Raw genomic sequence first — 24,845 nt, forward strand, 5'->3', positions numbered from 1 at the left:
CTTTTTGGAATGCCGAGCGATCGGTTCTACAACAAACGCCGCCGGCAAGCTGCCGAGCGGAACTACCAAGGAGACAGGACAGTGACAAGCGAGCAACAGACGTTACTGGAAATGCCGATCTGGCTGGTGATCGTCCTGGCCTTGCTGGGCGGCCTTTCCGGAGAGATGTGGCGCGCGGACAAGGCCGGCGCCCGGGGCTGGGCGCTTTTTCGGCGCCTTTTATTGCGCTCGGGGGCCTGCATGGTCTGCGGTGTGTCCACCGTAATGCTGCTGTACGCCAGCGGCATGTCGATCTGGAGCGCCAGCGCTTTTGGTTGCCTTACCGCCATGGCCGGCGCCGATGTCGCCATCGGGCTTTATGAACGCTGGGCGGCGAAGCGCTTGGGGGTTGAACCTGCAAGTGGTGCAAAGGGGGAGAGTGAACACTGAGTTCAACACCCGGACAAGGTGCCGCTCGAAGGCGTTACAGAAGGAAGAAGAGGTGAGGAGTATGGATACTTGTTTTGGTGAGAAGGATGTTCAGGTCGTTGATGACTTTGTCACAGTTGATGAGCAGTGCAAGGTCGTCCAGCAATTGAAGGGGGCAATCTGGCGCTACGGCTGGCCAGTCAATACGGCCACTCATTCCAGGCCGTGTTGGCATACCTTCATTGCAGGGGCTGGTCGACAAAAGTTTCTATGCGCGGAGGACGAGTTGAAGTCCTCTGATGCCTGGTCATTTCTCTTTCCGTTTTGGGCCCGGGTCAAGCAGCAATACATGCAGGATGCAACGCTGATCGGGGTGTATGCCAACGGTCAGACCTTTGCTCAGGAGTCACCGATCCACCGGGATAATCAGCCCGGAGAAGAAGGGCAGACGGTTCTGATGTTTTGCAACGAGTTTTGGCCAACTTCATGGGGCGGTGAACTGGTCTTTTACGACCACCCGAAGAACGACATCATCAAGGCTGTCTTACCCAAACCCGGAAGAATCGTTGTGTTCAACGGCAGCGTACCGCACAACGCCCGGTCGCCTGCACTCAGCTGCGACCAGTTGCGGATGACGCTTGCCTTCAAAACCATTATCAAAGGATGAGATAATCGTGTCAGGTAAAATGGATATTTTCATTGGCGTGGTTGATAAACCAGCAGCCACAGGGGGCGCTGCAACTTCACTGGTCGACCAGTTCAATTCGAACAAAAACGGTTTCCAGCTGATTAATCAAAATGCTCAAACGGCCGCAACGGTGACCGGTGTCATCTCGGTGACTGCGATGACAAACGGCTTTGTACCGTTTCTGAACGTCACCACCAATACCTTTGCGGCGACGACGACTTTTCTGAAGGTCACTGCTGACTTTAAAGAAGGTAAGCCTATCCAGCCTGGTGACGTTTTAAGCTTGGTAGGTAATGTCGTGGGGATTGCCGCGAGTATCACCATCATGGCGACAGCCGTCGGCACCGCCGGTCTGTTGTTAACCGGCATCGCTGTGACGGTGAATGTACTTGGCATGATTAACTCGGATGCGGTGAAAAACCTCTATAAGGCTACCGTTCAACCGCTTTGGAACCGCTACTTCAAAGATAACCCAGCGGCCAGTTATCCGGATTATTGGGTTGCGCCGGACTTGAAGTTGGCAACCCTGGCCGAGATCCAGAGTGTCTATGCAAATAAAATTGCCGCCAATCACTGGGATCCGCGAACGAACCAGGTCGGGCTTGGCAGTACCCTTGTCGAGCCGCAGGGGCCAGGCGCATCAGGGCCGGGGAATATCGGTGGCTGGGGCGGCAGTGGCGGCGGCCCACCGCTGATCAACCCCTCTGCGGTTTACCCCTTCGGGCGGGTCGTTATTCCCAACATCTTTGTCGTCGACCCCAACCAGGATGGCTACGGCTGCTGCCGAGGCAATCAGGACGCCTACTACTGATACTGTTCTATGTTAGGGTGACGGATGCCCATGGATGTTGGGCATCCTTTTTTGCAGCAAAAGCGAATGGTGTATGTCTGACTCTTGGCTGTCGTTGTTTCGTGGAAAAACAGTCTACGAGCAAATCAGGGTTCTGCTAGGGATGGCAGGCGTTTTTTTGTTGATGGGGCTTACCTTCCTGCTTTTTGTTCAATCATTTGACGAGCTCGGGGATGAAGCACCGACTCTGTTCAAAGGGCAGATTGTCAGTGCCCCCACCGAGATGCGCCAAGACAGTTCGATCGTGTACTTTCAGGTTCGGCTGACTGAAGCGAACCCGCGCCCCTCGTCCAAACAGATAGTCTATGTCTCGAAAGAACTCTACGAAGCCGCGGGTCTGGCGCCTGGGGTGATGGTTGATGTTCTTGCGAGTGGTGGGGAGGACGAACTGAAGATTCGCAAAGTTCTGAATAGTGACGGGCGCGTTGTCTTCGATGGGCGCTTTGATCGTCGGATCACTTCAATCAAGAACCACGAGCTGATTCGTTATTTTTCCTACTTTATGATGATGACGCTTATCTGCTGCAGCTTCGCCGGTGGGCTCTGGTTTCGCCAGACACGTTTGTTACGGGCTAGCCGATAACTAACGGCTGCTCATGGGTGCCTTTACAACAGCTTCGATGAACCCGCCTTATGGCGGGTTTATTTTTGCCTGTTTTTAGCCGCGAATAGCCTTTGCGAGCTCCACGACACAGGACTGATCATGAGCGAACTGAACCGTTTGCATGAGGCGATCAGCGCGACTATCAAGGCCGCCTTGCCTCAGTTTGAAACCGTCGACGCCTATGGGCAGGCGGACCAGCACACAGCGCTGCCAGCGTTGTTTCATTCCATTTCCAGCCTTAAACCGGCAAAAGATCCAGGCGACGGTCGTTCGTGCGTTATCGCTACCGTTGAAGCGCGCATCGTGATTGACTCCGCTCGCCAACACGCGGCATTGGAAGCTGTCACTTTGGCTACCCAGCTGATCGTACTGTTGCGCAAACAATTCTGGGAGCTGGAGTTTGTTGAAGCGGCGATGAGTGTGCTGGCCGAGCCTGTTCAATCGGCTCCGGGGGCAACCCCTGTCGTTGGCTGGTTGGTGCAATGGCAGCAGATCCTACACTTGGGAACCGTGCAATGGCCATGGCCTGATCAACCGGGCCCGCTGGCGTTTGCCTTCAGCCCCGACACCGGGCCGGGCTTCGAGGGCGGCTACCAGTCGCCGGAGGACCTGCAATGAGCTATGCCAGCGCCATGCATGACCGCATGCTCGCCGGCCTGGTGATTCCTTGCCGGGTGGTCGCCGTTGACCTTGCCGCTGCCCGGGTTCGGGTGTCCGACGGCGCTGGCTGGACCAGCGCCTGGTTGCGCTGGCACAGCCAGGCCGCCGGCAAGGCCCGCCACTGGCGTGCGCCAAGCCTTAACGAGCAAGGGGTGCTGATCAGCCCGAGCGGTGAGCCGGCGCAAGGTACTTTTGTGCCTGGCCTGTATGGCAACGCCGGGGCACCAGCGGACAACCGCGAGCATGTCGAGGTCTGGCGTTTCGAAGATGGTGGCTCACTGGTCTATGACTGGCAGGCCCGCAGCTACAGCATCGAACTGCCCAGCGGTACCGTCAGCATCAAGGTCGGCGGCAGCTCGGCTGTGGTCACCGACCAGGCCATCACCGCCAATGCCGCGAGCATCACCCTGACCGGCGAGGTGCAGATCAACGGACCCCTGCGGGTAACCGGCGACATCCTCGGCGGTGGCAAGATCATCGACACCGGCGGCAACACCGCCAATCACAAACACTAAAAAACCAGCCCGCCCACTGCGGGCTTTTTTACGCCTGGAGAACATCAATGATCGGCATGGATCGCCGGAGCGGCCAACCGTTGTCCGGCATTGCACATTTACGCCAGTCCATCGAAGACATCCTCACCACGCCACTGGGCAGCCGGCGCATGCGCCCGGAGTACGGCAGCAAGCTACGCCGCTTCGTCGATTTGCCGGTCAACGAAGGCTGGAAGAGCGCGGTGCAGGCGGAGGTGGCACGCGCACTGGGCCGTTGGGAGCCGCGTCTGAAGCTTGAACGGGTCAGGGTCACGGCGGTGGTGGGCGGGCAGGTCACGCTGCAGTTGACCGGGGTCTACCTGGCGCAACCGACCAGCCTGGAGGTGGTCGCATGATCGACCTTTCCTTGCTGCCGGCACCGGATGTACTGGAAACCCTAGAATTCGAAACGCTGTATCAGCAGGTGCTGGAGGATTTTCGCCTGCAGATGGGCGATCAATGGAGTGCGCTGCTGGAGTCCGATCCGGTGGTCAAGCTGCTGGAAGTGGCGGCTTATCACAAGCTGCTCGGCCGGGCCCGGATCAATGATGCGGCCAAGGCCAGCCTGCTGGCCTATGCCAAGGGCGCGGACCTGGACCATCGCGCGGCCGACTATGGCGTGCAGCGCCTGGTGATTACCCCTGCCGATCCCGATGCCGTGCCCCCCGTGGTGGCGGTGCTGGAGGGCGATAGCGAGTTGCGCTACCGCACCCGCTTGTCGCTTGAGGCTTTGTCGGTAGCCGGTAGTCGCGGCGCCTATGAATTTCACGGGCTTAGCGCCTCGGCCAATGTCGCCAGCGTGTCGGTGGATTCGCCAACCTTCACGGGGCTGTCGATCAGTGCCGCGTTGCAAGCGCAACTGCCGGCCGGCGCCATTGTCCTGGTGTGTGACTACAACGCCGGGCTGGACAAGCCCTTGCCGGGCGATGTTTCGCTGGCTGTGCTGCCTCGCATTGACAGCCCGGTGCCGGGTAACGAACTGGTTGGCGCCGTGGAGGCTGCGCTTTCAGCTGAGGACGTGCGCCCGCTAACCGACCGGCCGCGCGTGCAGCTTGGCCAGCCGACCGAGTTCAGCGTGGTCGCGGCTCTGGAGCTGGAAGCCGGGCCGGATCCGATGGTGGTCCAAGCCCAGGTTCGGGCCGCGCTGGAAGGCACCATCGCCCAGGCCCGGCAACTGCAAGGGCTGTTGCCGATTTCAGCCATCTACGCCGCACTGCATACCGCAGGCGTTCGGCGGGTGCGAATTACCCAGCCGACTGCGGATGTCATCAGCGACAAACGTCACTATCCAAGTTGTCGCAGCATCACCTTGAGCACCGAGGTGGTCGCATGAGCCTGCTGCCACAGAACTCCACAGCGCTTGAGCAAGCCTTATCGGTAGCCTGCGACCTGAACATCGATGCGCAGATCATCCACGGTGTGGCCGACTCGGCCCGCTGCCCGCCGAACTTTCTACCCTGGCTTGCCTGGGCGCTGAAGGTCGACGGTTGGGAGGCGGCAGAATCCGAAACGCAGCAACGTGAGCTGATTCACGAGGCGATTCCGGTGCACAAGACCAAGGGCACGGTGGGCGCGGTGCGTCGGGTGCTCAAGGCGGTGCGGGTCAATTCGCAATTCAGGGAGTGGCAGCAGATTCCCGGCGCCGCGCCTTACACCTTCGAGCTGACCGCCTGGGCCAACGACAACCGCCCGGGCGAGGGCTCGATTCTTTCGCCACAGCTCTACGCCCGGCTGCGTGCCCTGGTCGATGCGGCGAAAAACGAGCGCAGCCATTACCAGTTTCGCCTGGGCGCCGGCTTTGACGGCGGCCTGCGCCTGGCCAACGCCGCCAACCTCTATGCCCTGGTTCGGCGATCAGCCGAGGCCACGGGCGTTCCGATCAATGCGCAACAGGGCCTGCAGGTCGCCAACGCGGCGCGGGCCCGCATCGTCGTGCGCGGCACGATGGAGGCAGTGCTATGAGTACACCCTTGCAACCTGTCATTACCAAGGCCGGCCTGGCCGCGATCTGGCGGGCCGACAACAGCGGCCTGGCGGCCGAAATCAGCCATGTGGTGCTGGGCACGTCGGGCTACACACCGAATGCCGAGCAAAAAAGCCTGAAAGCGCAAACCGCCAAGTATCCAATTTCCGGTGGCGAGCGCCTGGGCAATAGCCAGCTGCACCTCACCGCGGTGGCGGATGGAGATCGCGCTTTCTGGGTGCGTGAAGTCGGCTTTCTGCTCAGCGACGGCACCTTGCTGGCGGTGTGGTCACACCCGACTGAAGCCCTGGCCTACAAGCCTGCAGGAACTGACCTGCTGCTCGCCTACGACCTGTCACTGGCGGCCTTGCCGGCCAACAGCGTGACCATCGTCAGCGGTGCGACCGGGCTCAACCTGACCTTGGCGGCGCCGCTGGCGGCCCAGGCCTCGGCGTTGATTGCTGAGCAACTGCGCGGCTTGCAACAGCAGGACCGGCTGGATGATCAGGCCACGCGCCAGCGGATCGCAGGTGAGCAGATTGCCAACCTGATTGAACGTATGAAAGCGGCGGAGCAACGCCAGAGCACAGACCGCGATGGCCTGTTGAGCGCCACAGTGAGCAATGCAGCGGCGGTCATCGCACTGCAAAAACTCGTTATTGAAAACATGCACGGAGCATAAGACCGATGAGTCTTGAGACTGATGTTGCCAATCTGGTGACGAAAACCACTGATTTGATCAGTTACTTTAATGGCAAGAAGGCGGGGATTGATGCGGCGGTGGCGGCGGCTGTTGCGGCGGTGCCGGCTATTGCAAGAACGTTCTATGTTGACGGCACAGCAGGCGATGACCTGGCCTTGGGTACTCAAGCTGCACCGATGAAGACTATCTCAGCAGCTCTTTCAGCAACGCCGGAAGGCGGTGGCTGCGTAATCATTCTACTTAAGGATTACGTACTGTCCTCTCCGTTGGTAGTTCGCAATCGTAGGGTCACTATTCGTGGAGATGTTGATAGTGAATTAAGCCGTAAGCTTATTCTAAATGAATACATAACCTCTAATGGCCAACGCTCAATGGGCGGGTTTCAGCAAGTGGGCTCGGTATCGCTTGAGTTGGCCTACCTCACAGTAAGCTTGCCTGCGGGCGAGTCCTCCAGTACTCCGATCAATGCGTACTACTCGCTTACCTATGCTGGGAGCTTGGGGCCGGCGACGCTGGCAATTCGTTTGTTCAACATTGCTTTTGAGCTGCGTGGCACATTCGTGGGGAAAATAGTGGGGCCAAATGCCAGTACGGTAGTGTTTTCGGTAGCCAACACAGTGATCCCTACGGCGCTTGAGGGCTCTATTCTCCCGGGCGTACCAGCGGGTACCCCGCCTGGAAACCTGAGTTACTTGCTTACCAATTTACTCAAACTCTGAGGCTGACATGCAAGATCAAAATCTTAACATCACATTCAATAACAGTAACTATGTGGGATATTCATTTGCGAGTTTGCCTATTGGGGCTGCCCGTCTTGTCGCTGCGCAGCAGATCGATGAAGCTGCTGACAACGCACGTACAGCCGCAGTTGGCAGTTCGTTGCGTGTAATTGAATATCAACTGGCTGAGGTTGAGGCAAAAGTCTTTTCTACTGCGTCTTTTAAAGGTGATGTGCCGCCTGCCGTTCTGGCTTGGAGCGACGCTGCCAATCTGACTCCACAAGCTGCGGCCGAAAGCATCCTCGCCGAAGCCCATGCCTGGAAAACCGCCCTCTACGCCATCCGCGCCGCCCGCCTGAAGGGCAAACAGTCCGCGCTCAAGGCCGGCAGCCATGAAGAAGCCGAAGCCATTGCCGATCAGGCCATTGCTGCCATTCGCGCAAGTGTGGTCGACGTCGGTAACGTCTGACACTTTGCCGCATGCTTTGAGCGCCCCGAACTTCGGGGCGTTTTCGTTTCTGCAGCACGCCGGAGGTGACGGCATGAGTAGTGTGGATCTTTCGGCGCTGCCCGCGCCGCAGGTTCTGGAAGACCTCGATTTCGAGGCGCTGTTCCAGGCTGACCTGGCGACCTTCCGGTTGCACATGGGCGACAACTGGGACGCTACAGTCGAAAGCGACCCGGTGAACAAACTGCTGGAAGTCGGCGCCTATCGCAAGCTGCTCAACCGCGCACGGGTCAACGATGCCGCCAAGGCGCTGATGCTGGCCTATGCGCAGGGCGCCGACCTTGATCAACTGGCGGCCAATGTACAGCTGCAGCGCCTGGTGGTGCAGGCACCCGACGCCAGCAGCGTGCCGCCAACGCCGCAAGTGCTTGAAGAAGACGACGCCCTGCGCGAGCGGGTGCAGCTGGTCTATGAGGGGCTGACCACTGCGGGCCCGCGCAACAGTTACATCCTGCATGCCCGCAACGCTTCCGGGCTGGTGGTCGATGCCACTGCCCAAAGCCCGTTGCCGGCCCAGGTGGTGGTGACGGTGCTGGCGCTCGAAGGCGATGGCAGTGCCCCGGCTGCGCTGTTGGACACCGTGCGGCTCAAGCTCAATGACGATGACGTGCGCCCGGTGGGTGACCGCCTGACGGTTCAGGGCGCACAAATTCTGCGTTACCGCATCGATGCCGTGGTGCACATGAGCGGCAACGGCCCGGAGATCGAAGCAACGCTTGCCGAGTGCAAACGCCGCCTGCAAGCCTGGATCAACCCGCGCCGGCGCCTGGGTGTCGAAGTGGCCCGCTCGGGCGTGGACGCCCAGTTGCACATCAACGGCGTCAGCCGGGTCGACCTGAACGACTGGACCGACATCCGCCCGACCCAGGCGCAAGCGGCCTGGTGCGAAGGGATCACCGTGACGCGGGGGAGCTGACATGGACAGTCTGCTGCCGCTCAACAGCACCGATCTCGAACAGGCCATCGAGGCTGCCGGGTTTGAAACCACCGACGTCCCCCTGCGCACGCTGTACAACCCCGACACCTGCCCGGCGCACCTGCTGCATCAGCTGGCTTGGGCCTGGTCGGTGGACCGCTGGGATGAAACCTGGCCGGAGGCAATCAAGCGCTCGGTGATCCGCTCGGCGTTCTACGTGCATGCCCATAAAGGCACCATTGGTGCGCTGCGCCGGGTAGTGGAGCCGCTGGGTTACCTGATCGAAGTGCAGGAGTGGTGGCAGACGGTACCGCAAGGCGCACCGGGCACTTTTGCGCTGCAGGTCGGGGTATTGGAGAACGGAATCTCCGAAGCAATGTACCTGGAACTGACCCGCCTGATCGATGACGCCAAGCCGGTCAGTCGCCACCTGACGGGGCTGGCAATCACGCTCGCCAGCAGTGGCTATCTGCGCTTGGGAATAAGCCTTTCTGAAGGCGATGAAATCGACATTTATCCGCCGACCTCTCACGACATTGAAGTGCGCGGCAGCTATGGCCTTGTGGGCCGTGAACAGCAAATTGAAACCCTGGACGTGTACTCATGACTGACCAGACAAGCCAGTTCTTCGCCATCCTCACGGCGGTGGGCGAGGCCAAACAGGCCAATGCCAACGCCTTGGGCGTGCCGTGGAGCTTTGCACAAATGGGGGTTGGCGATGCCAACCTGACCGACCCGATCCCGTCGAGGGATCAGAAAAAACTCATCAACGAACGCCGAAGGGCGCCGCTCAACCAGGTCAAGGTTGACCCGGACAACGCCAGTATCATCATCGCCGAGCAAGTGATACCGCCGGATGTGGGTGGCTGGTGGATTCGCGAGATTGGCCTGTATGACGCCGCCGGTGATCTGGTTGCAGTAGCCAACTGTGCGCCCAGTTTCAAGCCCCTGCTCAGTCAGGGAACCGGTAAAACGCAGATTGTGCGGCTCAACATTGTCGTGACCAGTACTGCCAGTGTGCAGTTGAAGATTGATCCGTCTGTTGTTCTTGCGACCCGTGAGTATGTCGACTCATCGATCTTGAGCGTTTTACCGAAGAACAAGGTGGCAGGTACTTTTACCAAGGTTAGAACCAACGATCGCGGCATTGTGGTTGAGGGAAACAACCCGACGACTTTGGCCGGTTACAGCATCGGTGATGCGTTCACGAAGGCCGCTACGAGTGCTGCAATCCAGGTGGCGATTGACGGTGTTGTCAACGGCGCTCCAGGGTTACTGAATCAACTGAACAAGCTTGCTGCAGCCATAGATAACGATCCTAACTTTGCTGGCACAATGGTCAATGGCCTCGCAAGCAAGGCGCCGTTGGCCAGCCCCACATTTTCGGGTGTGGTCAATGTACCTACCGCCGCAGCTTCCGCAAATGGCACACAAGCAGCAAGTACTGCATTTGTAAAAGCTGCTATTGCCGCTTTAGTAGGGGCCTCTCCGGATACGTTGGACACGCTGAAAGAACTTGCTGACGCGCTGGGTAACGATCCGAACTTTGCCGTAACCATGACCAATGCGCTTGCTGCAAAGGCCGCCAAAGCAACCACGCTGGCGGGGTATGGCATCACCGATGCGTATAGCCAGACGCAAGTAAACAACTTGTTGGTCGCCAAAGCACCATTGGTGAGTCCTACGTTTACCGGCACCGTGGTTGTGCCTTCACCTGTCCCCGGGACCAGTAACAGTCAGGCGGCAACCACCAAGTTTGTAACCGACGCTATCAATAGCCTGGTCGCGGCCGCACCGGCTGCCCTTGATACACTTAACGAGCTTGCTCTGGCTCTGGGCAATGATCCGAACTTCGCCTCAACGATAACCAATGCCTTGGCGGGCAAGGCAGCAAAAGCCACGACGCTTACGGGATATGGGATAACGGATGGCGTACGTGTTTCGAGTGATCAGTTTCCGGAGTTCTATTCCAAAACACCTGGGAATGACTGGCGCAACGGGGCTATCCAGATTCGTGAAACAGCACGGGTGGGCACCACTCAAAGTGCAATTACGTACGCACCCGCCATCACATTTCACTGGGGTGACAGGGTGTTTCGCCAGTTGCTGATGTCAGCGGCGGGAGACTTGCATTGGGGGCCCAATGCAAAGATTTACACAACGGAGCACACAGGCGCCGTTGGGCAGTCACTGATGTCCGCGGGCGACGTCCCTTCGGCCCGAAATATTTTGGGCATCGCGAACACTTCCGCTTTCGGCGGCGCATCAGGATTCTGGCGGGATGCTCAGACCGGCATGATCATCCAGTACGGTTCAGTATTCACGCCGGCTGAAGCAAACTATTCCTCAGTTTTCCATATGGCATTTCCTAATTATTGCCTCATGTGCATACCCACAACTGTCAACGGCGCGACCGGTGATGATGATTCATTTGCTCGTGTGATTGGGTGGACCAGGCAAAACGTCACATTCCGATCTGAAGGCGTTCCGAATGCGGGGTTATCGCCCAATGCGCGCAGCATCAGTTACATCGCAATCGGTTATTGATAAAGAGGAACCGTACACCATGAGCGAATATGTTTTCTCCGCGAGTGAGTTGGCGTTTTACCCGGCGCAATTACGTAATTCTTATGAGGCCAGCAATACATGGCCCGCTGACAGTGTTTCGATAACGGCAGAACACCACGCACGTATACTCGAAGAACAATCGCAAGGTCGAGTGATTTACGCGGATCAAGATGGTCGTCCAATGACCAAAGAGCGCCCACCTTTGCCGCCTGAGGTGATTGCCGGCATAGAGAAGAAGTGGCGGGACGCCCAACTCAGGGAGACCGACGATGTAGTTGCCCGTCATCGTGACGAACTGGAATCCGGGAAAACCACACTAAGTTCGGAGCAGTATCAAGAGCTTCAACTCTATCGAGCAGAGCTGCGGGAATGGCCGCAAGCAGAGCTTTTCCCCGAGCTGCGACAGCGCCCAACTGCACCCACCTGGCTCATCACCCAAACCCAATAAAGCCCCGCACCGCCGGGGCTTTTTCTTACCCGCGACAAACCCTCTGAAGGCCCCGCACCGCGGGGCCTTCGCATTTCTGGAGACTTACCCATGAGTGGATTCTTCCACGGCGTTACCGTAACCAACGTCGACACCGGCGCACGTTCCATCGCGCTGCCTTCTTCCTCGATCATCGGCCTGGTCGATACCTTCACCGAAGGCCCGACTGCAGCCGCCAAGGCCAACGACCTGGTACTGATCACCAGCGAGCGTGAAGCCGTCGCCGCCTTCGGCGCCGACTCGGCAATAACCCGCGCCTGCCAGGCGATCTACAGCCGCGCCAAGGCGGTGATCGTCGCCTGCGGCGTGGCCAAGCTCGAAGAAGAGGCTGCGCAGACTTCGGCGATCATCGGCGGCGTGCTGGCTGACGGCAAACGCACCGGCCTGCAAGCACTGCTGGACGGCAAGAGCCGGTTCAACGCCCAGCCCCGCCTGCTGGTGACGCCAAAGCACAGCTCGACCCTGGCGGTCGGTACCGCGCTGGTGGCCCTGGCCGACAAGCTGCGCGGCCTGGCCATTATCGATGGCCCGAACACCACCGATGAAGCAGCCATCGCCTACGCCGAGAACTTCGGCGCCAAGCGTGCCTACCTGGTCGACCCGGGCGTGCAGTACTGGGACACCGGCAAAAGCGCCACCCTCGATGCGCCGGCGTCGGCCTGGGTTGCTGGCCTGTTTGCCTGGACCGACAGCGAGTATGGCTTCTGGGCCTCGCCATCGAACAAGGAGTTCGTTGGCATCACCGGCACCAGCCGCTCGATCGAGTACCTGGATGGCGACGCCACCTGCCGCGCCAACCTGCTCAACAACGCCAACATCACCACCGTGATCCGCGATGACGGCTTCCGCCTGTGGGGCAACCGTACCTTGAGCAGCGACCCGAAGTGGGCCTTTGTCACCCGCGTGCGGACCATGGACATCGTCATGGACGCGATCCTCTATGGCCACAAGTGGGCGGTCGATCGCTCGATCACCGCGACCTACGTCAAGGACGTGACCGAAGGCCTGCAGGCGTTCATGCGTGATCTGAAAGCCCAGGGCGCAATCATCAATTTCGAAGTGTTCGCCGATCCCGAGCTGAACACTGCCAGCCAGCTGGAGCAGGGCAAGGTCTACTGGAACATCCGTTTCACCGATGTGCCGCCCGCCGAGAACCCGAATTTCCGTGTCGAGGTCACCAACCAGTGGTTGACCGAAGTCCTCGACCAAGCCGTTTAAGGAGCAATAACCATGGCAATGATTCCCGAAACCCTGGCAAACCTGAACCTGTTCGTCGATGGCGTCGGCTTTCAAGGCGACGTCCCCAGCCTGACCCTGCCCAAGCTCACCCTGAAGATGGAGGAGCACCGTGCCGGCGGCATGGACATGGCGATCGAAATCGACCAGGGCATGGAAAAACAGGAGGCCGGCTTCGTCACCACCGGCGTGCGCCGTGAGTCGCTGAAGTTCTTCGGCCTGGCCGACGGCTCGGCCTTCAACGGCACTTTCCGTGGTGCCTTCAAGGGCCTCAAGGGCAAGGTCACTCCGGTCATCGTCACCCTGCGCGGCGCCCTGAAGGAAGTCGACATGGGCGACTGGAAGCCGGGCGACAAGGCCGAGATCAAGCACAACGTGGCCGTGACCTACTACAAGCTCGAAGTCGACGGCCGCCTGGTCTACGAAATCGATCCGCTGGGCATGAAGCGCGTCATCAACGGCGTCGACCAGCTCGCCGCCCAACGTTCGGCCCTGGGCCTGTAAGGAGGCGACATGACTCAAACCGCGAAAATGCCGAGCTGGCTGAATGTCAGTGCCGAACGCGTCGTCGTTCAACTGAGCAAAGCCAGTGAGGCCAATGGCATGCAGGTCGACAGCCTGTCACTGCGTGCACCGACCGTGCGCGACATCCGCACCGCCCAGTCGGCGGCCAGTGGCGATGACGAGCAGCGCGAGCTGAACCTCTTTGCCTCGCTGGCCGAGGTCGGGGTCAAGGACCTCGAGGGCCTGTCGCTCAAGGACTATGGCCGCCTGCAGGCGGGCTATTTTCGTCTGGTGCAAGACGACGAGCTTTGATCCCGGGCTGCAGAAAGCGGCGGCAAAACGGCTCGCCAAAGAGCTGAATTTTAGCGCCGGCGAAATCATGACCATGTCGTTCAACGACATGGTCTGGTGGCTCACGGATTGAGCAGATAGCCCATGCAAAGGGGGATCAGATGGCGAGCAAACTGGCGTTTGAGCTGGTAATCGGTGCCGCCGTCAACCCGACGGTAGGTACCGTTTTAAACGCGGTCGAAGACCGTATCAAAGACCTTGAGCAACGCGGCCGCAACGCTTCGCTGCTCAAGGACTCTGTTGGCGAGGCCATAAAGCTGCGTCAGCAATGGAAGCAGGCCCACGACAGCGGTTCGGCGTCAGCTGCAGGATTGCTGCGCAAGCTGGAGCGAAACCTCGACAGCTTGCGCGCCCAGGGCGTACAAGTCGGCAAACTGGGCAAGGAGTACCAGCGGCTGGGGCGCACGGCCAAGAGCGCCGAGTTGCAAGCCAGGGGGCACCAACAATTGGTCGAGGGCAAGGAAAGCCTGAAGTCAAATGTTGACCGCGCCACCACTGTCGTTCGCGCGGTGGCGATACCGACCAAGATCAGCGCGGATTTTCAATCGATCGTGCGCGATATCGCGATCAAGGCCGGGGTGGCTGGCAAACCGCAGGAAGCGCAGTTGGCCCGCACCTTCATCCAGACTTCGCAAACCACCGGCATGGCCCGCAACGACGTTGCCAACCTGGTCAAAAGCCTGGTGGACAATGGCATGCAAGCGGACAAGGCGCAGGCCTATGCACCACTGGCGGCCAAGTTCGCTGTCGGTCAGGGCGTGAGTGGCGCGGATACGGCAGCGATTATCACTGCATTGCAAAACAACGCTCGGATCACCGACCCCAAGATTATGGAGCAGGCGCTGCAGGTCCTTGCGGTGCAAAGCAAGGCCGGCGGCTTTGAAGCCGCCGACATGGCCAAGTCCTTTGCACCTTTGCTGGGGCAAATGGGCACCTTGGGGAGTACCGGTCTGGCTGCCGTCAGCCAGGTGGGGGCGATGTTGCAGGTTCAACGCAGCGCGACCGGTAATTCGGATGACGCTGCAGGAAATCTCAATAGCTGGATGTCAGGCATCTACTCCCAGGACACGGTATCGGCCTACGCCGACGCCGGCATTGATTATCAGGGATCGATGAACACCAGGCTGCAGAAGGGTATGTCGGCGCTGGAGTCGAGCTTTGACCTGGCCCGGCGGTACCTCGAAAGGACCAACCCGGAAAAGGCCAGAAAGATGGCTGCGGCCACTGAACAGATCAGCAAGGAGGCTGATCCGCAGGCTGCCAGGACCCTGCTCAACGCCCTGGAGCAAAGTTTGCGTACCGGCGATTCCTTTGCCGATGCACAAACCAGTGCTGCGTTGATGGCCTTTACCCAGAACCAGGCATTGTACAAGCAGATACGTGATGCCAAGCCCAAGGAAGGCGAAGGGCTTGACCATGATCTGCAAATGCGTCGGCAAACCTCGACGGTGATCTGGAACGAAGCATTCGGCGCACTCGATGATTCGCTGCGCAGCATCGGCGATGCCATCCGGCCGCTCACCGATACGACGGCCAAGGTCATCACTTCCGTTGCCCAGGCCTTCACCACGCTGACAGACAAGTCGCAATCGCTGGTGCTGGGTATCGCCCTTGTCGGTGGTGCCGTGTCGGTGCTGCTCACGGCGTTGAGCGCGGTCAAGATTGGCCGGGGCGCGCTGAACATCGGTCGTGGTGTACTCAACGCAGGTGGGGCAGGAGGCCGTCCGCTCGAGGGTGGCCAAGGCAAGGCATCGGGATTGATGAAGATCGGTCTCAAGGTGCTGGGCGTAGAGACGCCGAACAATGCCCAAGGCGTTTTGATTGTCAACGAGCCGCTGAACGTGTTCGTGGTCAATGCCGGTGACTTTCTCGGTGGTTCAGGAGGGCAGGGAGGCCGTCGCGGTCGCCGTGCGCCGCGTGACCAGAAACGATCTGGGAGGAGGACCGGAAACAGGGTCAGCCTTGCAGGGTATTCGGGGCCACCCGCGCCGATACCCCTCAAGGGTTTCACTTCTCGGGGCGGTACTGCGAGCATGTTCGGGGCGGTGAGCAAGGCCGCTCCCCTGGCCAGGCGCTTGCCGGGCGGGTCTGTTATCGACGCTGGCTTGAGGATTGTTGACACGTATCGCAATGCGCGCACGACCGCAGAGAAGGCCAGGGGTTATGGCAGCGCTGCCGGCGGCTTTGGCGGTGCACTGGCCGGCGCCGCTGCGGGTGCAGCCCTGGGCTCGGTGGTACCTGTACTGGGGACTGCCGTGGGTGGGGCAATTGGCGCAATGCTCGGAGGTATGGGCGGCGAAGACCTCGGTGGCTGGTTGGGCAAGCGCCTGTTCGGCGCCGGCGATAAGCCTGTTCAGGTAGCCGGGAGCGATACCAAAGAGGCATCGGCTGTTGCTGTACCGGGTGAGGTCGTGCGCTCGCTGGCTGAGCCGTCACCTGCAGCACAAACACTGCCCAGCCTCGCCAGTTCTACTGTGCAGATTCCGGCGCCGGCACCGCAGATCAATCAGCAGTTCACCTTCTCGCCGAACATGCCGATCACCGTCCAGGGCGGATTGAGCGATCCCGCGCAGCTCGCCATGAACGTCGAGGCCATTGTCCGGCGGCAGTTTGATGAACTGATCCGTCAATCCACCAGTCGTCAGCTATACGACGTTCCTCATGTTGCTTAAGGAGGTGCCATGACCTACATGGACCAGTTGCAATCCGGGCTCGGCGCCCTGGTGGCAGCGGGCGAAGCAGGGCGGCGCAGCGCGGACGGAATGCTGGCGCCGGTCAAGGAGGCCGCCGCCGAGTTCGTCGGTGCCGCCGCCGAGCTCGAGGCGCTGCCCTTTGTCGGGCCCGCCATTGGTGCCAAGCTGCAGCGCAGCTTGCGCGCGATCAACAAGGCCCAGGCCACTGTCGACCAGGCGCTGGCAAAATACGACCGGGCCGTGGCGGTGGTGGCGCAGGTGCGTGACGGCGTCGCCACGGTGAAGACCCAGATTGGCCGGGTCAGCGCCGCGATCAACCGGGTGGCGGGCAAGATCAGCCCGTCCCTGGCCAATATCCTGCCGACCAGCAGCTTCGCCCCCGAAGCGACGCCGGCGGCAGAGGCAGTCAAGCCGTTCCCGCATTTGCTGATTGTGCAACCACTCAAGCCCGAATCACCCGCTTACTACTTCAACCTCGACACCGCCGCGTTCGATGAACTGCGCAGGCAGACGAGCTTCCGTTGGGCCGGGCAGGAGCGTCTGACGCGCAGCACCGCCCAGCAGGCAGTGGGCCTGGGTGACGAGAAAATCAGCATCAAAGGGGCGATCTTCCCAGGCTTCAAGGGCGGGCTTGGCCAGTTGCAGGCGCTGCGCAGTATCGGCCGGCAATTGCAGCCGCTAACCCTCACCAGCGGTTACGGCGAGGTCCTGGGCACCTGGTGCCTGACCGGCGTCGATGAAGACCAGAGCAATCTGCTGGCTGGCGGCATTCCGCGAAAACAAGGTTTCTCACTGGAGTTTGTGAGCTATGGCGACGACCTGCAGAACCGCTGAAGGCGATGTGCTCGACACCTTGTGCCAGCACTACTACGGCCACCTGAACGGCACAGTCGAGGCCGTGCTGGGCGCCAACCAGGGCCTGGCCGAGCAGCCCCAGCCATTTCGTGCCGGGGTACAGATCCTGCTGCCGGCGTTACCCGCGGCGAGCGACGCTACGGTGCAGCTGTGGGATTGACGCTCGTCGACAACCATTCTCACCAGACCCCGCCGCGTGCGGGGTCATTCATTTCTGGAGCCTGAACCATGCAGCCAGTGTTTCGTCTTGTTGCCGATGGCAAGGACATCACCGAACTGATCAACGACCGCTTGCTGTCCTTGCGGACCTCGGACAAGCCCGGAATGGAATCCGACGAGTTCGAGCTGCGCATCGACGACCGCGATGGTGCGGTGACGTTGCCGGCACGGGGGGCGATGATCGAGGTGCACCTGGGCTATGCCGGCCAGGTATTGACGCGCCTGGGGCGCTACACCGTGGATGAAATCGAGCTGTCCGGCCCCCCAGACAGCATCGTCATCCGCGGCAAGGCCAGCGACATGCGCGGTACCGGCAAAAGCATTCGCAGCGGTAGCTGGGAGGACGTGCCGCTGCAGCAAATCGTGCGTGACATTGCCGCGCGCAATGGCTGGCAGCCGGTTTGCCCGGTGAGCACGCGGCTGCCCAGGGTTGACCAGCTCAACGAGTCGGATTTCAACTTCATCACCCGCCTGGCCAGGCAATACGACTGCACGGCCAAGATCGGCGACGGCAAGTTGCTGGTGCTGTCGCGTCAGGCCGGGCACAGCGCCAGCGGGCAGGCCCTGGGCGTGGTGACCATCAACCGTCGCGATGTCAGTCGCTGGCAGATTCGCCTGGCGGACAAGGGCACGCACAAGGCTGTGCAAACCCGTCACCAGGATCCCAAAAGCGGCGAGCTGAAGACTGTCGAGCTGGCTAACGATGCCTCGCCCGCTGGGCTGCAGCCGGTGCACAGCGACCGTCATGTTTACCCCAACAAGGCTGCTGCCGAGCAGGCTGCCAAGGCACGCCTGGCAGCGTTCAACCGCAGCACTGCCAGTGTGCGCCTGGAAATGGCCGGGCGCACCGACCTGTTTGCCGAGCGCCTGATCCTCACCCAGGGTTTCAAGGACGGGCTGGATGGTGAGTACCTGATCGAGTCGGTCGAACACACCTTCAGCTCCAGTGGCTGGGCGACGTCGGTCGACTGCAACGGCGGCAATAAAGGCAAAGCCAAGGCCAGGGGCAAGCAGGCCAAAAGCCGGCCAGGGCTGCGCACGGTCCAGTTGCAGCCCCTTTGAACCCCAAGGATGAGGAACCCCCTATGACCCTGGAGCAACTTGCTGCCGTGTTCCCCAACGCCCGCCTGAATGCGGGCGTTTTTCTACCTGCACTGAACCTGGCCATGGCCCGCTGGGACATCGACACCCCACGGCGCCAGGCGGCTTTTCTCGCCCAGGTCGGCCATGAGTCCGGCCAGTTGCGCTACGTCAAAGAGCTGGGCAACGACCGTTACCTGGCGCGCTACGACACCGGCACCCTGGCCCTGCGCCTGGGCAATAGTCCCGAGGCCGATGGCGACGGCCAGCTGTACTGCGGCCGTGGCCTGATCCAGGTCACCGGGCGCAACAATTACCGGGCCTGCAGCATGGCCCTGTTTGGCGATGAGCGTTTGCTCAAGCAACCGCAACTGCTCGAACAACCACAATGGGCAGCCGAGTCGGCGGCCTGGTTCTGGCACTCGCGCGGCCTCAACCAGCTGGCTGACCGCGGCGAGTTCAACCGCATCACCCGGCATATCAATGGCGGGCTCAACGGCCTGGAAGATCGCCTGCGGCTCTGGGCGCGGGCCCGAGAGGTGCTGTGTTGAGCCGCCTGCAGCTTGGGGCGTGGCTGCTATTGACGCTGCTGGCCTGTGCGCTGAGCTGGCAAGTCCAGAGTTGGCGCATGGGCCGGCAGTTGGCGGAGCAAGCGGCGCAGCACGAGCGCGAGTGGCAAGCCCAGGCTGAATCCGCTGCCGCGCAACTGGTCGCCGAGCGCCTGCAACGCCAGGGGCTGGCGCAGCGCCTGGCGGTCAGCGAGCAACACCATTATCAGGAGCTACTCGATGCTCAACAGACTCAGGCACGCCTGCGTGATCGCCTGGCTACTGCTGATGTGCGGCTGTCGGTCCTGGTCGAGCGCGATGCCGCCGGTTGCGCCGGCCTGCCTGCCGCCCCCGGCACCGGCAGCGTGGATCATGACCCCGTACGCGCCCGACTTGAGCCGGCGCATGCGCAACGAATTATCGCCATCACCGACGACGGTGACCGCGGACTGATCGCCTTGCGCGCGTGCCAGGCGTACGTGCGCGGGCTGGTGCGCTGAGCGCACATTTATTTAATTACGTTTTAACGAAAAGGACTTTGTAATGGGTGAAAAAAATATTGTTGTCGATCGTGGGATCCCACCCGGCAACAGCGATAGCGGTGCCGGTAGTGGTGGGATGCTCGGCGGCTTCTGGGGCAGTGGCAACATCAGCTCGGTGGTCGGTTCGGTGTCGGTATCGATCGATGGCGTCACCAGAACCGGAGGCCCGGCGTTCAGTGGCGCGATGGTGTTCAACTCCACCGTCGTCGAATCGGTGTTGTCCGGGAATGGCTGGCCCAGTATCGATGCCTACTACGATGTTGGCGTCGGGGTCTGGGGCATTCTTCCCTATCAGATCCTCGAGGTGCGCGACGAGATTCGCGGCAGCTTCGTGGTCAAGGAGAGGAACCTGCCGGCTACGCTCGACGCCGAGCAAAAAGCCGCTGAAGCCGCTGCTGGCAGTGACGCTGCCCTGAGCCAGGCGCAAAAACTCGAACGCTCCATCGGGGTGGTGAAGGCGATGATGGCCAAGCGCGATGAGCTGATCAAGTTCAACCGCCTGCGCCTGTCCACCTCGCCGGGCAGCGAGCTGCTCGAGCGCAACATCGACAGGATGGTCGCCGAGCTGAAAACCCTCGACGACGACCACATTCCGCCGGCCATCGACCAGGTAATGGACGTGCTCAGCGCAGGTCTGAGCCTGCATGTCGACCTCAGTGCCAATGCCATGCTGCAGGAAAAGCTCGACAAGCTGCAGGCGCAAGCGCGCGAGGCGGCGGAGCAGGAGGCTTACAAAAGTGCGTTGGCCTTTGCCAGTGATGTCGGCAAGGAGGTCTCCAGCCGCTTCGGCACACAGATGGGCAAGGCTGCGGAACAACTGAAGGAAGGCATTTCTGGCAAGACGGTGAAAAGTTATGACCAAGCCATGCAGGCGTTTGAAAAGCTCACGCGCAACCCGGGCTTCAAAATGAACCAGAAGGACACCGCTGCCATTGCCCAGGCCCTCAACGCCCTGGATGTGGCAACCTACGCCGACAACTTCCAGCGCCTGGGCAAAGCCTTTGGGGTTACCGGCAAGATGGTCCAGGCGACGACCCTGGCGCAGAAGGCGGCGAGCGGCTTCAGCAGCGGTGAATGGAAGCCGTTTTTGCTCGAGCTTGAAAGCATCGCCGTGGGCACGCTGGTGGGCGCTGGCGCCGGTGCCCTGCTGGGGGCAGGCCTGGCACTGGTGCTGGCACCCGGTTTGGCCGCCGGTGCAGGTATCATTGCCACCGGGGTGATTCTGGCTGCGGTTTCGTCTTACATCGATGCGCAGGCCATGGAGTCGTTCAACCAGCTGGTGCTCGATACCGTAGCACCCTGACGAGCAAAGCAGAGGGCGGGTGAAAGGATGAACGTGGCGAAAGGAAGCGAGCAGCAGGGGGCTTACCTGCATATTCCCTACGTGCTCATTGCTGTCAGCCTGCTGCCGATCGTCCTGCTCGCCTGGCAGGTTCCTGCCCAGGCCCAGGAGGGCGGCTACTTTGAGCTCGAACGCTTTCTCGACGGTTGCCTGCTGGGCCGGGTGGGGGGCTGGTCGTCGCTGTTCCCGCTAACGGCCAAGGCCATCGGCAACTACATTGCCGTGGCTGCGCCGGTTTTCTCCGTGTGGATCACGGTCTGCATCATGAGACGATCGCGGCTGCAGCCCGAGGCCCCGCCCCGGGTTTCAATCGCAAAATATGCCTTGATCGCTTTGGGCTGTGTGCTGCTGGATGCTTTTCTGGTCTACCAGAACTATTTTACCTACACCGATTTCGCCACCCACTCGCGCAAATTTCGCTTTTTCGGGCAGAGCGTGGTGTTGTTTCCGTTTGTCGCGATGTTGTCACTGCTGGCGTTCTACGTGATGACATTTTTCAGTTACAACCTGCTGTTTCGCTTCCCCCGTGAAGTATTGGCGCGGCGCAAGCAACTGCACTGAACAAGGAGCTTGGCATGGACCCGATCACAGCACTGTCCGCCCGCCTGGGCGAGCACTTGCGCCGTTTCAACGCCCAGGTGAGCACTGCCGAGTCTTGCACCGGCGGCGGCATCGCCGAGGCCATAACGCGCATTCCCGGCAGCTCGGCCTGGTTCGAGGCCGGGTACGTGACCTACTCCAACAGCCAGAAGAGCCGCCAGCTGGCGGTGCCCGAGGGGTTGTTCGCGCAAGTTGGGGCGGTCAGCCAGGAAGTGGTCGAGGCCATGGTCCGTGGCGCCCAGGCGGCCAGCGGCGCGCGGTTTGCCGTGGCGGTCAGCGGCGTGGCCGGGCCCGACGGTGGCTCGCCGGCAAAACCGGTGGGTACCGTATGGCTGGCCTGGGCCGATGGCAGCCATGTCAGCAGCGAGCGCCGGCACTTCGATGGCGACCGCGATGCGGTGCGCCGACAAACGGTAATCGCCGCGCTAGAGGGCTTGTTACACCTTGGTGCAGAGTAAATCGCACATCGGGGGTAGGCGGGAACAAAACCCTGTGGAATAATACTGGCTACTTATACAGGTGTTCTGGCCGTCAGGCCCTATCGATTACGTGAGGACTTCAATGGACGACAACAAGAAGCGCGCCTTGGCTGCGGCCCTGGGGCAAATCGAGCGTCAATTCGGTAAAGGCGCGGTCATGCGCATGGGCGACCACGAGCGCCAGGCGATTCCGGCCATTTCCACCGGCTCCCTGGGCCTGGACATTGCCCTGGGCATTGGCGGTCTGCCAAAAGGTCGTATCGTCGAAATCTACGGCCCTGAGTCGTCGGGTAAAACCACCCTGACCCTGTCGGTCATCGCCCAGGCGCAGAAAGCCGGCGCTACCTGTGCCTTCGTCGACGCCGAGCACGCCCTGGACCCGGAATACGCCGGCAAGCTGGGCGTCAACGTCGACGACCTGCTGGTCTCGCAGCCGGATACCGGTGAACAGGCCCTGGAAATCACCGACATGCTGGTGCGCTCCAACGCCGTTGACGTGATCATCGTCGACTCCGTGGCGGCGCTGGTACCCAAGGCCGAGATCGAAGGCGAAATGGGTGACATGCACGTGGGCCTGCAGGCTCGCCTGATGTCCCAGGCGCTGCGTAAAATCACCGGTAACATCAAGAACGCCAACTGCCTGGTGATCTTCATCAACCAGATCCGCATGAAGATCGGCGTGATGTTCGGCAGCCCGGAAACCACCACCGGTGGTAACGCGCTGAAGTTCTACGCTTCGGTCCGTCTCGACATCCGCCGTACCGGCGCGGTGAAGGAAGGCGACGAAGTCGTTGGTAGCGAAACCCGGGTCAAAATCGTCAAGAACAAGGTGGCGCCGCCATTCCGTCAGGCTGAATTCCAGATCCTCTACGGCAAGGGCATCTACCGCAACGGCGAGATCATAGACCTCGGCGTGCTGCACGGCTTCCTGGAAAAATCCGGTGCCTGGTACAGCTACCAGGGCAGCAAGATCGGTCAGGGCAAGGCCAACTCGGCCAAGTTTCTCCAGGAGAACCCGGAAATCGCCGCGACGCTCGAGAAGCAGATCCGCGACAAGCTGCTCAATGCCGGCGCCGTTGAAGCGGCTGGCAAGGCTGCAGCGGTTAACGCCGAGCCTGAAGACGAAACCGAAGCTGAAGCCGGCTACTGATCGCACCCATGTCCGCCGTACTCGATACCCCCGTCGCCGTAAGGCGGACAGCCATGGACCTGCTCGCACGTCGCGAGCACGGTCGAGTCGAGCTGACGCGCAAGTTGCGTCAGCGCGGCGCCCCCGCCGAATTGATTGACCAGGAACTCGACCGTTTGACGGAAGAAGGCCTGCTCAGCGAAGCCCGTTACCTGGAAAGTTTCATTAGCTACCGTTCACGCTCGGGCTACGGCCCTGCGCGTATTCGTGAGGAGCTGGGCCAGCGCGGGCTGCACCGCGGTGACATTGACCAGGCCCTGCGTGAATGCGGGGTGGACTGGTCGGCGCTGTTGCAGGATGTCTGGCAGCGCAAGTTTGCCGGTCAGTTGCCTGTCGATCCGCGCAGCCGCGCCCAGCAAACCCGTTTTCTGGTTTACCGTGGTTTTTCCATGGAATCGGTCGGCCGCCTGTTGAGCGGCCGAGGGCTGGACGACTGACGGCTCAGGTGACTTTCAATGCTTCCCGTGCCCGCTGGGTAGTGTGCATGGGCTCTGGCTTGGCCCAGTTCTCCGACAGATTGATGAAGTCGACCAATTCGCGCAGGCGCCCCTGATCGCGCCCGTTGAAGGCGAAGGCCAGGCGGGTCAAATGACTGAAGCGCGCCTCGTCATGCTGCTCGCCGCCATAGGCGTGCTGATGGAAATTGCCGCTCAGGCGCAAGTCCGCAAATCCCTCCTGCAAGTCAAACAGCGCGGCTTCACTAAGCGGATGCTGCATGCGAATCACAAACTGGTTCTTCAGCCAGCGGCTGGAGTGGTAGTTGCTATAGAACTGGTTGATTTCTTCCACTGCCTCGTCGGCGCTGTACACCAGGCGCAGCAGTTTCATGTCGCTGGGCAGGATGTAGCGGTTCTCTTCCAGTTGGCGAGTAATAAAGTTCAGCGCCTCCTGCCAGAAGCTGCCGCCGGGCGAGTCCAGTAGCACCACTGGCACCAGCGGGCTTTTGCCGGTCTGGATCAGGGTCAGTACTTCCAGTGCTTCATCCAGGGTGCCGAAGCCGCCCGGGCACAGCACCAAGGCGTCGGCTTCCTTGACGAAGAACAGCTTGCGAATGAAGAAGAAGTGGAACGGCAGCAACTTGTCGGTGCCGTCCACCGTGGGGTTGGCGTGTTGCTCGAACGGCAGAGTGATGTTGAAGCCCAGGCTGTGCTCCACCCCGGCGCCTTCATGGGCGGCGGCCATGATCCCGCCACCGGCGCCGGTGATGACCATCAGGTCGGAGCGGGCCAGGGTTGATCCCAGTTCCCGGGCCAGGGCATACATCGGGTGTTCGATCGGCGTGCGGGCCGAGCCGAACACCGTAACCTTGCGTCGGCCTTTGTACTGTTCGAGGGTACGAAAGGCGTGATCGAGTTCGCGCAGGGCCTGCAGGGTAATCTTGGCGTTCCAGCGGTTGCGGTCGTCATGGGCCATACGCAGGACGGTCAGCATCATGTCGCGGTACAGCGGCAGGTTGGGGCTGTTGGGCGCAACCAGGTTCAGTTGTTCTTCGATCTTGCTCAGGTCGATTCCATTGTTGCTGAAGTGACTCGATAGCAGTTCATTCGGTTGGTAAGGCATTCAAGCGTCTCCTTCTGCAGCAAAACCTCTGACCGGGCGG

31 protein-coding genes are annotated in these 24,845 nt (G+C 60.8%); 30 read left to right on the plus strand and 1 reads right to left on the minus strand.

Going from position 1 to position 24,845, the window contains the following annotated elements; translation table 11 throughout:
• Positions 1-81: 81 nt before the first annotated feature.
• The 30 genes from ACIOVF_RS04065 to recX all read left to right on the plus strand — a co-directional run bounded on the left by ACIOVF_RS04065 (position 82) and on the right by recX (position 23,682).
• The gene (locus ACIOVF_RS04065; protein WP_045193597.1) at positions 82-429 is read left to right on the plus strand and encodes a phage holin family protein; all 348 of its coding nucleotides are present in this window, start codon (positions 82-84) and stop codon (positions 427-429) included.
• Positions 430-490: 61 nt separating this feature from the next.
• A complete protein-coding gene (locus tag ACIOVF_RS04070) occupies positions 491-1,075 on the plus strand; it encodes a 2OG-Fe(II) oxygenase (protein WP_177329127.1) in 585 nt (194 codons plus the stop codon).
• A 7-nt stretch (positions 1,076-1,082) separates the two neighbouring features.
• Positions 1,083-1,907 (plus strand): hypothetical protein, encoded by an 825-nt coding sequence (locus ACIOVF_RS04075; RefSeq protein ID WP_156160152.1) that lies wholly within the window; start codon positions 1,083-1,085, stop codon positions 1,905-1,907.
• Positions 1,908-1,980: 73 nt separating this feature from the next.
• A complete protein-coding gene (locus ACIOVF_RS04080) occupies positions 1,981-2,529 on the plus strand; it encodes a hypothetical protein (protein WP_156160151.1) in 549 nt (182 codons plus the stop codon).
• A 120-nt stretch (positions 2,530-2,649) separates the two neighbouring features.
• Positions 2,650-3,168, plus strand: coding sequence for a hypothetical protein (locus tag ACIOVF_RS04085; RefSeq protein WP_401287742.1), 519 nt, complete (start codon positions 2,650-2,652; stop codon positions 3,166-3,168).
• Positions 3,165-3,725, plus strand: a complete 561-nt coding sequence (locus ACIOVF_RS04090; protein ID WP_045193594.1) for a phage baseplate assembly protein V — start codon at positions 3,165-3,167, stop codon at positions 3,723-3,725. The genes ACIOVF_RS04085 and ACIOVF_RS04090 overlap by 4 nt, the downstream gene beginning before the upstream one ends.
• Before the next feature lie 47 nt (positions 3,726-3,772).
• The gene (locus ACIOVF_RS04095) at positions 3,773-4,099 is read left to right on the plus strand and encodes a GPW/gp25 family protein (protein ID WP_045193593.1); all 327 of its coding nucleotides are present in this window, start codon (positions 3,773-3,775) and stop codon (positions 4,097-4,099) included.
• Positions 4,096-5,076, plus strand: a complete 981-nt coding sequence (locus ACIOVF_RS04100) for a baseplate J/gp47 family protein (RefSeq protein ID WP_401287745.1) — start codon at positions 4,096-4,098, stop codon at positions 5,074-5,076. The genes ACIOVF_RS04095 and ACIOVF_RS04100 overlap by 4 nt, the downstream gene beginning before the upstream one ends.
• Positions 5,073-5,705 (plus strand): phage tail protein I, encoded by a 633-nt coding sequence (locus ACIOVF_RS04105; protein WP_093386602.1) that lies wholly within the window; start codon positions 5,073-5,075, stop codon positions 5,703-5,705. The genes ACIOVF_RS04100 and ACIOVF_RS04105 overlap by 4 nt, the downstream gene beginning before the upstream one ends.
• Complete coding sequence (locus tag ACIOVF_RS04110) at positions 5,702-6,388, plus strand: phage tail protein (protein ID WP_045193590.1); 687 nt, start codon at positions 5,702-5,704, stop codon at positions 6,386-6,388. The genes ACIOVF_RS04105 and ACIOVF_RS04110 overlap by 4 nt, the downstream gene beginning before the upstream one ends.
• 5 nt (positions 6,389-6,393) lie before the next feature.
• Positions 6,394-7,128, plus strand: a complete 735-nt coding sequence (locus ACIOVF_RS04115) for a hypothetical protein (RefSeq protein ID WP_045193589.1) — start codon at positions 6,394-6,396, stop codon at positions 7,126-7,128.
• Positions 7,129-7,135: 7 nt separating this feature from the next.
• Positions 7,136-7,597, plus strand: a complete 462-nt coding sequence (locus tag ACIOVF_RS04120) for a hypothetical protein (protein ID WP_045193588.1) — start codon at positions 7,136-7,138, stop codon at positions 7,595-7,597.
• A 73-nt stretch (positions 7,598-7,670) separates the two neighbouring features.
• A complete protein-coding gene (locus ACIOVF_RS04125) occupies positions 7,671-8,552 on the plus strand; it encodes a baseplate J/gp47 family protein (RefSeq protein WP_045193587.1) in 882 nt (293 codons plus the stop codon).
• Between the two features lies 1 nt (position 8,553).
• Complete coding sequence (locus ACIOVF_RS04130) at positions 8,554-9,159, plus strand: phage tail protein I (RefSeq protein ID WP_045193586.1); 606 nt, start codon at positions 8,554-8,556, stop codon at positions 9,157-9,159.
• The gene (locus ACIOVF_RS04135; RefSeq protein ID WP_052676453.1) at positions 9,156-11,099 is read left to right on the plus strand and encodes a phage tail protein; all 1,944 of its coding nucleotides are present in this window, start codon (positions 9,156-9,158) and stop codon (positions 11,097-11,099) included. The genes ACIOVF_RS04130 and ACIOVF_RS04135 overlap by 4 nt, the downstream gene beginning before the upstream one ends.
• A 19-nt stretch (positions 11,100-11,118) precedes the next feature.
• Positions 11,119-11,568 (plus strand): phage tail assembly chaperone, encoded by a 450-nt coding sequence (locus ACIOVF_RS04140; protein WP_045193585.1) that lies wholly within the window; start codon positions 11,119-11,121, stop codon positions 11,566-11,568.
• Positions 11,569-11,658: 90 nt separating this feature from the next.
• Entirely contained in the window at positions 11,659-12,825 is a 1,167-nt protein-coding gene (locus ACIOVF_RS04145) for a phage tail sheath subtilisin-like domain-containing protein (protein ID WP_401287753.1), read from the plus strand.
• Between the two features lie 12 nt (positions 12,826-12,837).
• On the plus strand, positions 12,838-13,347 hold the full coding sequence (locus ACIOVF_RS04150) for a phage major tail tube protein (protein WP_401287756.1): 510 nt from the start codon (positions 12,838-12,840) through the stop codon (positions 13,345-13,347).
• 9 nt (positions 13,348-13,356) lie between these two features.
• Entirely contained in the window at positions 13,357-13,659 is a 303-nt protein-coding gene (locus tag ACIOVF_RS04155; protein WP_045193580.1) for a phage tail assembly protein, read from the plus strand.
• Between the two features lie 140 nt (positions 13,660-13,799).
• Entirely contained in the window at positions 13,800-16,370 is a 2,571-nt protein-coding gene (locus tag ACIOVF_RS04160; protein ID WP_401287760.1) for a phage tail tape measure protein, read from the plus strand.
• A 9-nt stretch (positions 16,371-16,379) separates the two neighbouring features.
• Complete coding sequence (locus ACIOVF_RS04165; protein ID WP_045193576.1) at positions 16,380-17,225, plus strand: phage tail protein; 846 nt, start codon at positions 16,380-16,382, stop codon at positions 17,223-17,225.
• A complete protein-coding gene (locus ACIOVF_RS04170) occupies positions 17,200-17,406 on the plus strand; it encodes a tail protein X (protein ID WP_093386571.1) in 207 nt (68 codons plus the stop codon). Before ACIOVF_RS04165 ends, ACIOVF_RS04170 begins: the two co-directional genes overlap by 26 nt.
• Positions 17,407-17,474: 68 nt before the next feature.
• Positions 17,475-18,527, plus strand: a complete 1,053-nt coding sequence (locus ACIOVF_RS04175; protein ID WP_045193574.1) for a phage late control D family protein — start codon at positions 17,475-17,477, stop codon at positions 18,525-18,527.
• 23 nt (positions 18,528-18,550) lie between these two features.
• Positions 18,551-19,096, plus strand: a complete 546-nt coding sequence (locus ACIOVF_RS04180) for a glycoside hydrolase family 19 protein (protein WP_045193573.1) — start codon at positions 18,551-18,553, stop codon at positions 19,094-19,096.
• A complete protein-coding gene (locus tag ACIOVF_RS04185; protein ID WP_045193572.1) occupies positions 19,093-19,593 on the plus strand; it encodes a lysis system i-spanin subunit Rz in 501 nt (166 codons plus the stop codon). Before ACIOVF_RS04180 ends, ACIOVF_RS04185 begins: the two co-directional genes overlap by 4 nt.
• 43 nt (positions 19,594-19,636) lie before the next feature.
• Complete coding sequence (locus ACIOVF_RS04190) at positions 19,637-20,938, plus strand: colicin-like pore-forming protein (RefSeq protein ID WP_045193571.1); 1,302 nt, start codon at positions 19,637-19,639, stop codon at positions 20,936-20,938.
• 33 nt (positions 20,939-20,971) lie between these two features.
• Positions 20,972-21,538 carry a hypothetical protein gene (locus ACIOVF_RS04195; RefSeq protein ID WP_401287766.1) on the plus strand — a complete coding sequence of 189 codons (567 nt, stop codon included), beginning with the start codon at positions 20,972-20,974 and terminating at the stop codon, positions 21,536-21,538.
• Positions 21,539-21,552: 14 nt separating this feature from the next.
• Positions 21,553-22,035 (plus strand): CinA family protein, encoded by a 483-nt coding sequence (locus tag ACIOVF_RS04200; protein ID WP_045193569.1) that lies wholly within the window; start codon positions 21,553-21,555, stop codon positions 22,033-22,035.
• 103 nt (positions 22,036-22,138) lie between these two features.
• Complete coding sequence (recA, locus tag ACIOVF_RS04205; protein WP_093386547.1) at positions 22,139-23,206, plus strand: recombinase RecA; 1,068 nt, start codon at positions 22,139-22,141, stop codon at positions 23,204-23,206.
• A gap of 8 nt (positions 23,207-23,214) precedes the next feature.
• Entirely contained in the window at positions 23,215-23,682 is a 468-nt protein-coding gene (gene recX / locus ACIOVF_RS04210; protein ID WP_045193567.1) for a recombination regulator RecX, read from the plus strand.
• A gap of 4 nt (positions 23,683-23,686) precedes the next feature.
• On the opposite strand, the gene ACIOVF_RS04215 is transcribed toward recX, so the two are convergent.
• Positions 23,687-24,805 carry an LOG family protein gene (locus tag ACIOVF_RS04215; RefSeq protein ID WP_401287771.1) on the minus strand — a complete coding sequence of 373 codons (1,119 nt, stop codon included), beginning with the start codon at positions 24,803-24,805 and terminating at the stop codon, positions 23,687-23,689.
• Positions 24,806-24,845: the final 40 nt, after the last annotated feature.

Source organism: Pseudomonas sp. NPDC087612 (assembly GCF_044743505.1).
Taxonomy (GTDB): domain Bacteria; phylum Pseudomonadota; class Gammaproteobacteria; order Pseudomonadales; family Pseudomonadaceae; genus Aquipseudomonas.

Bases quoted from the DNA above. Each gene is read 5' to 3' on its own strand.
- ACIOVF_RS04070 (WP_177329127.1), top strand. From the start codon at position 491: ATGGATACTTGTTTTGGTGAGAAGGATGTTCAGGTCGTTGATGACTTT.
- ACIOVF_RS04080 (WP_156160151.1), top strand. From the start codon at position 1,981: ATGTCTGACTCTTGGCTGTCGTTGTTTCGTGGAAAAACAGTCTACGAG.
- ACIOVF_RS04085 (WP_401287742.1), top strand. From the start codon at position 2,650: ATGAGCGAACTGAACCGTTTGCATGAGGCGATCAGCGCGACTATCAAG.
- ACIOVF_RS04090 (WP_045193594.1), top strand. From the start codon at position 3,165: ATGAGCTATGCCAGCGCCATGCATGACCGCATGCTCGCCGGCCTGGTG.
- ACIOVF_RS04095 (WP_045193593.1), top strand. From the start codon at position 3,773: ATGATCGGCATGGATCGCCGGAGCGGCCAACCGTTGTCCGGCATTGCA.
- ACIOVF_RS04100 (WP_401287745.1), top strand. From the start codon at position 4,096: ATGATCGACCTTTCCTTGCTGCCGGCACCGGATGTACTGGAAACCCTA.
- ACIOVF_RS04105 (WP_093386602.1), top strand. From the start codon at position 5,073: ATGAGCCTGCTGCCACAGAACTCCACAGCGCTTGAGCAAGCCTTATCG.
- ACIOVF_RS04110 (WP_045193590.1), top strand. From the start codon at position 5,702: ATGAGTACACCCTTGCAACCTGTCATTACCAAGGCCGGCCTGGCCGCG.
- ACIOVF_RS04115 (WP_045193589.1), top strand. From the start codon at position 6,394: ATGAGTCTTGAGACTGATGTTGCCAATCTGGTGACGAAAACCACTGAT.
- ACIOVF_RS04120 (WP_045193588.1), top strand. From the start codon at position 7,136: ATGCAAGATCAAAATCTTAACATCACATTCAATAACAGTAACTATGTG.
- ACIOVF_RS04125 (WP_045193587.1), top strand. From the start codon at position 7,671: ATGAGTAGTGTGGATCTTTCGGCGCTGCCCGCGCCGCAGGTTCTGGAA.
- ACIOVF_RS04130 (WP_045193586.1), top strand. From the start codon at position 8,554: ATGGACAGTCTGCTGCCGCTCAACAGCACCGATCTCGAACAGGCCATC.
- ACIOVF_RS04135 (WP_052676453.1), top strand. From the start codon at position 9,156: ATGACTGACCAGACAAGCCAGTTCTTCGCCATCCTCACGGCGGTGGGC.
- ACIOVF_RS04140 (WP_045193585.1), top strand. From the start codon at position 11,119: ATGAGCGAATATGTTTTCTCCGCGAGTGAGTTGGCGTTTTACCCGGCG.
- ACIOVF_RS04145 (WP_401287753.1), top strand. From the start codon at position 11,659: ATGAGTGGATTCTTCCACGGCGTTACCGTAACCAACGTCGACACCGGC.
- ACIOVF_RS04150 (WP_401287756.1), top strand. From the start codon at position 12,838: ATGGCAATGATTCCCGAAACCCTGGCAAACCTGAACCTGTTCGTCGAT.
- ACIOVF_RS04155 (WP_045193580.1), top strand. From the start codon at position 13,357: ATGACTCAAACCGCGAAAATGCCGAGCTGGCTGAATGTCAGTGCCGAA.
- ACIOVF_RS04160 (WP_401287760.1), top strand. From the start codon at position 13,800: ATGGCGAGCAAACTGGCGTTTGAGCTGGTAATCGGTGCCGCCGTCAAC.
- ACIOVF_RS04165 (WP_045193576.1), top strand. From the start codon at position 16,380: ATGACCTACATGGACCAGTTGCAATCCGGGCTCGGCGCCCTGGTGGCA.
- ACIOVF_RS04170 (WP_093386571.1), top strand. From the start codon at position 17,200: ATGGCGACGACCTGCAGAACCGCTGAAGGCGATGTGCTCGACACCTTG.
- ACIOVF_RS04175 (WP_045193574.1), top strand. From the start codon at position 17,475: ATGCAGCCAGTGTTTCGTCTTGTTGCCGATGGCAAGGACATCACCGAA.
- ACIOVF_RS04180 (WP_045193573.1), top strand. From the start codon at position 18,551: ATGACCCTGGAGCAACTTGCTGCCGTGTTCCCCAACGCCCGCCTGAAT.
- ACIOVF_RS04190 (WP_045193571.1), top strand. From the start codon at position 19,637: ATGGGTGAAAAAAATATTGTTGTCGATCGTGGGATCCCACCCGGCAAC.
- ACIOVF_RS04200 (WP_045193569.1), top strand. From the start codon at position 21,553: ATGGACCCGATCACAGCACTGTCCGCCCGCCTGGGCGAGCACTTGCGC.
- recA (WP_093386547.1), top strand. From the start codon at position 22,139: ATGGACGACAACAAGAAGCGCGCCTTGGCTGCGGCCCTGGGGCAAATC.
- recX (WP_045193567.1), top strand. From the start codon at position 23,215: ATGTCCGCCGTACTCGATACCCCCGTCGCCGTAAGGCGGACAGCCATG.
- ACIOVF_RS04215 (WP_401287771.1), bottom strand. From the start codon at position 24,805: ATGCCTTACCAACCGAATGAACTGCTATCGAGTCACTTCAGCAACAAT.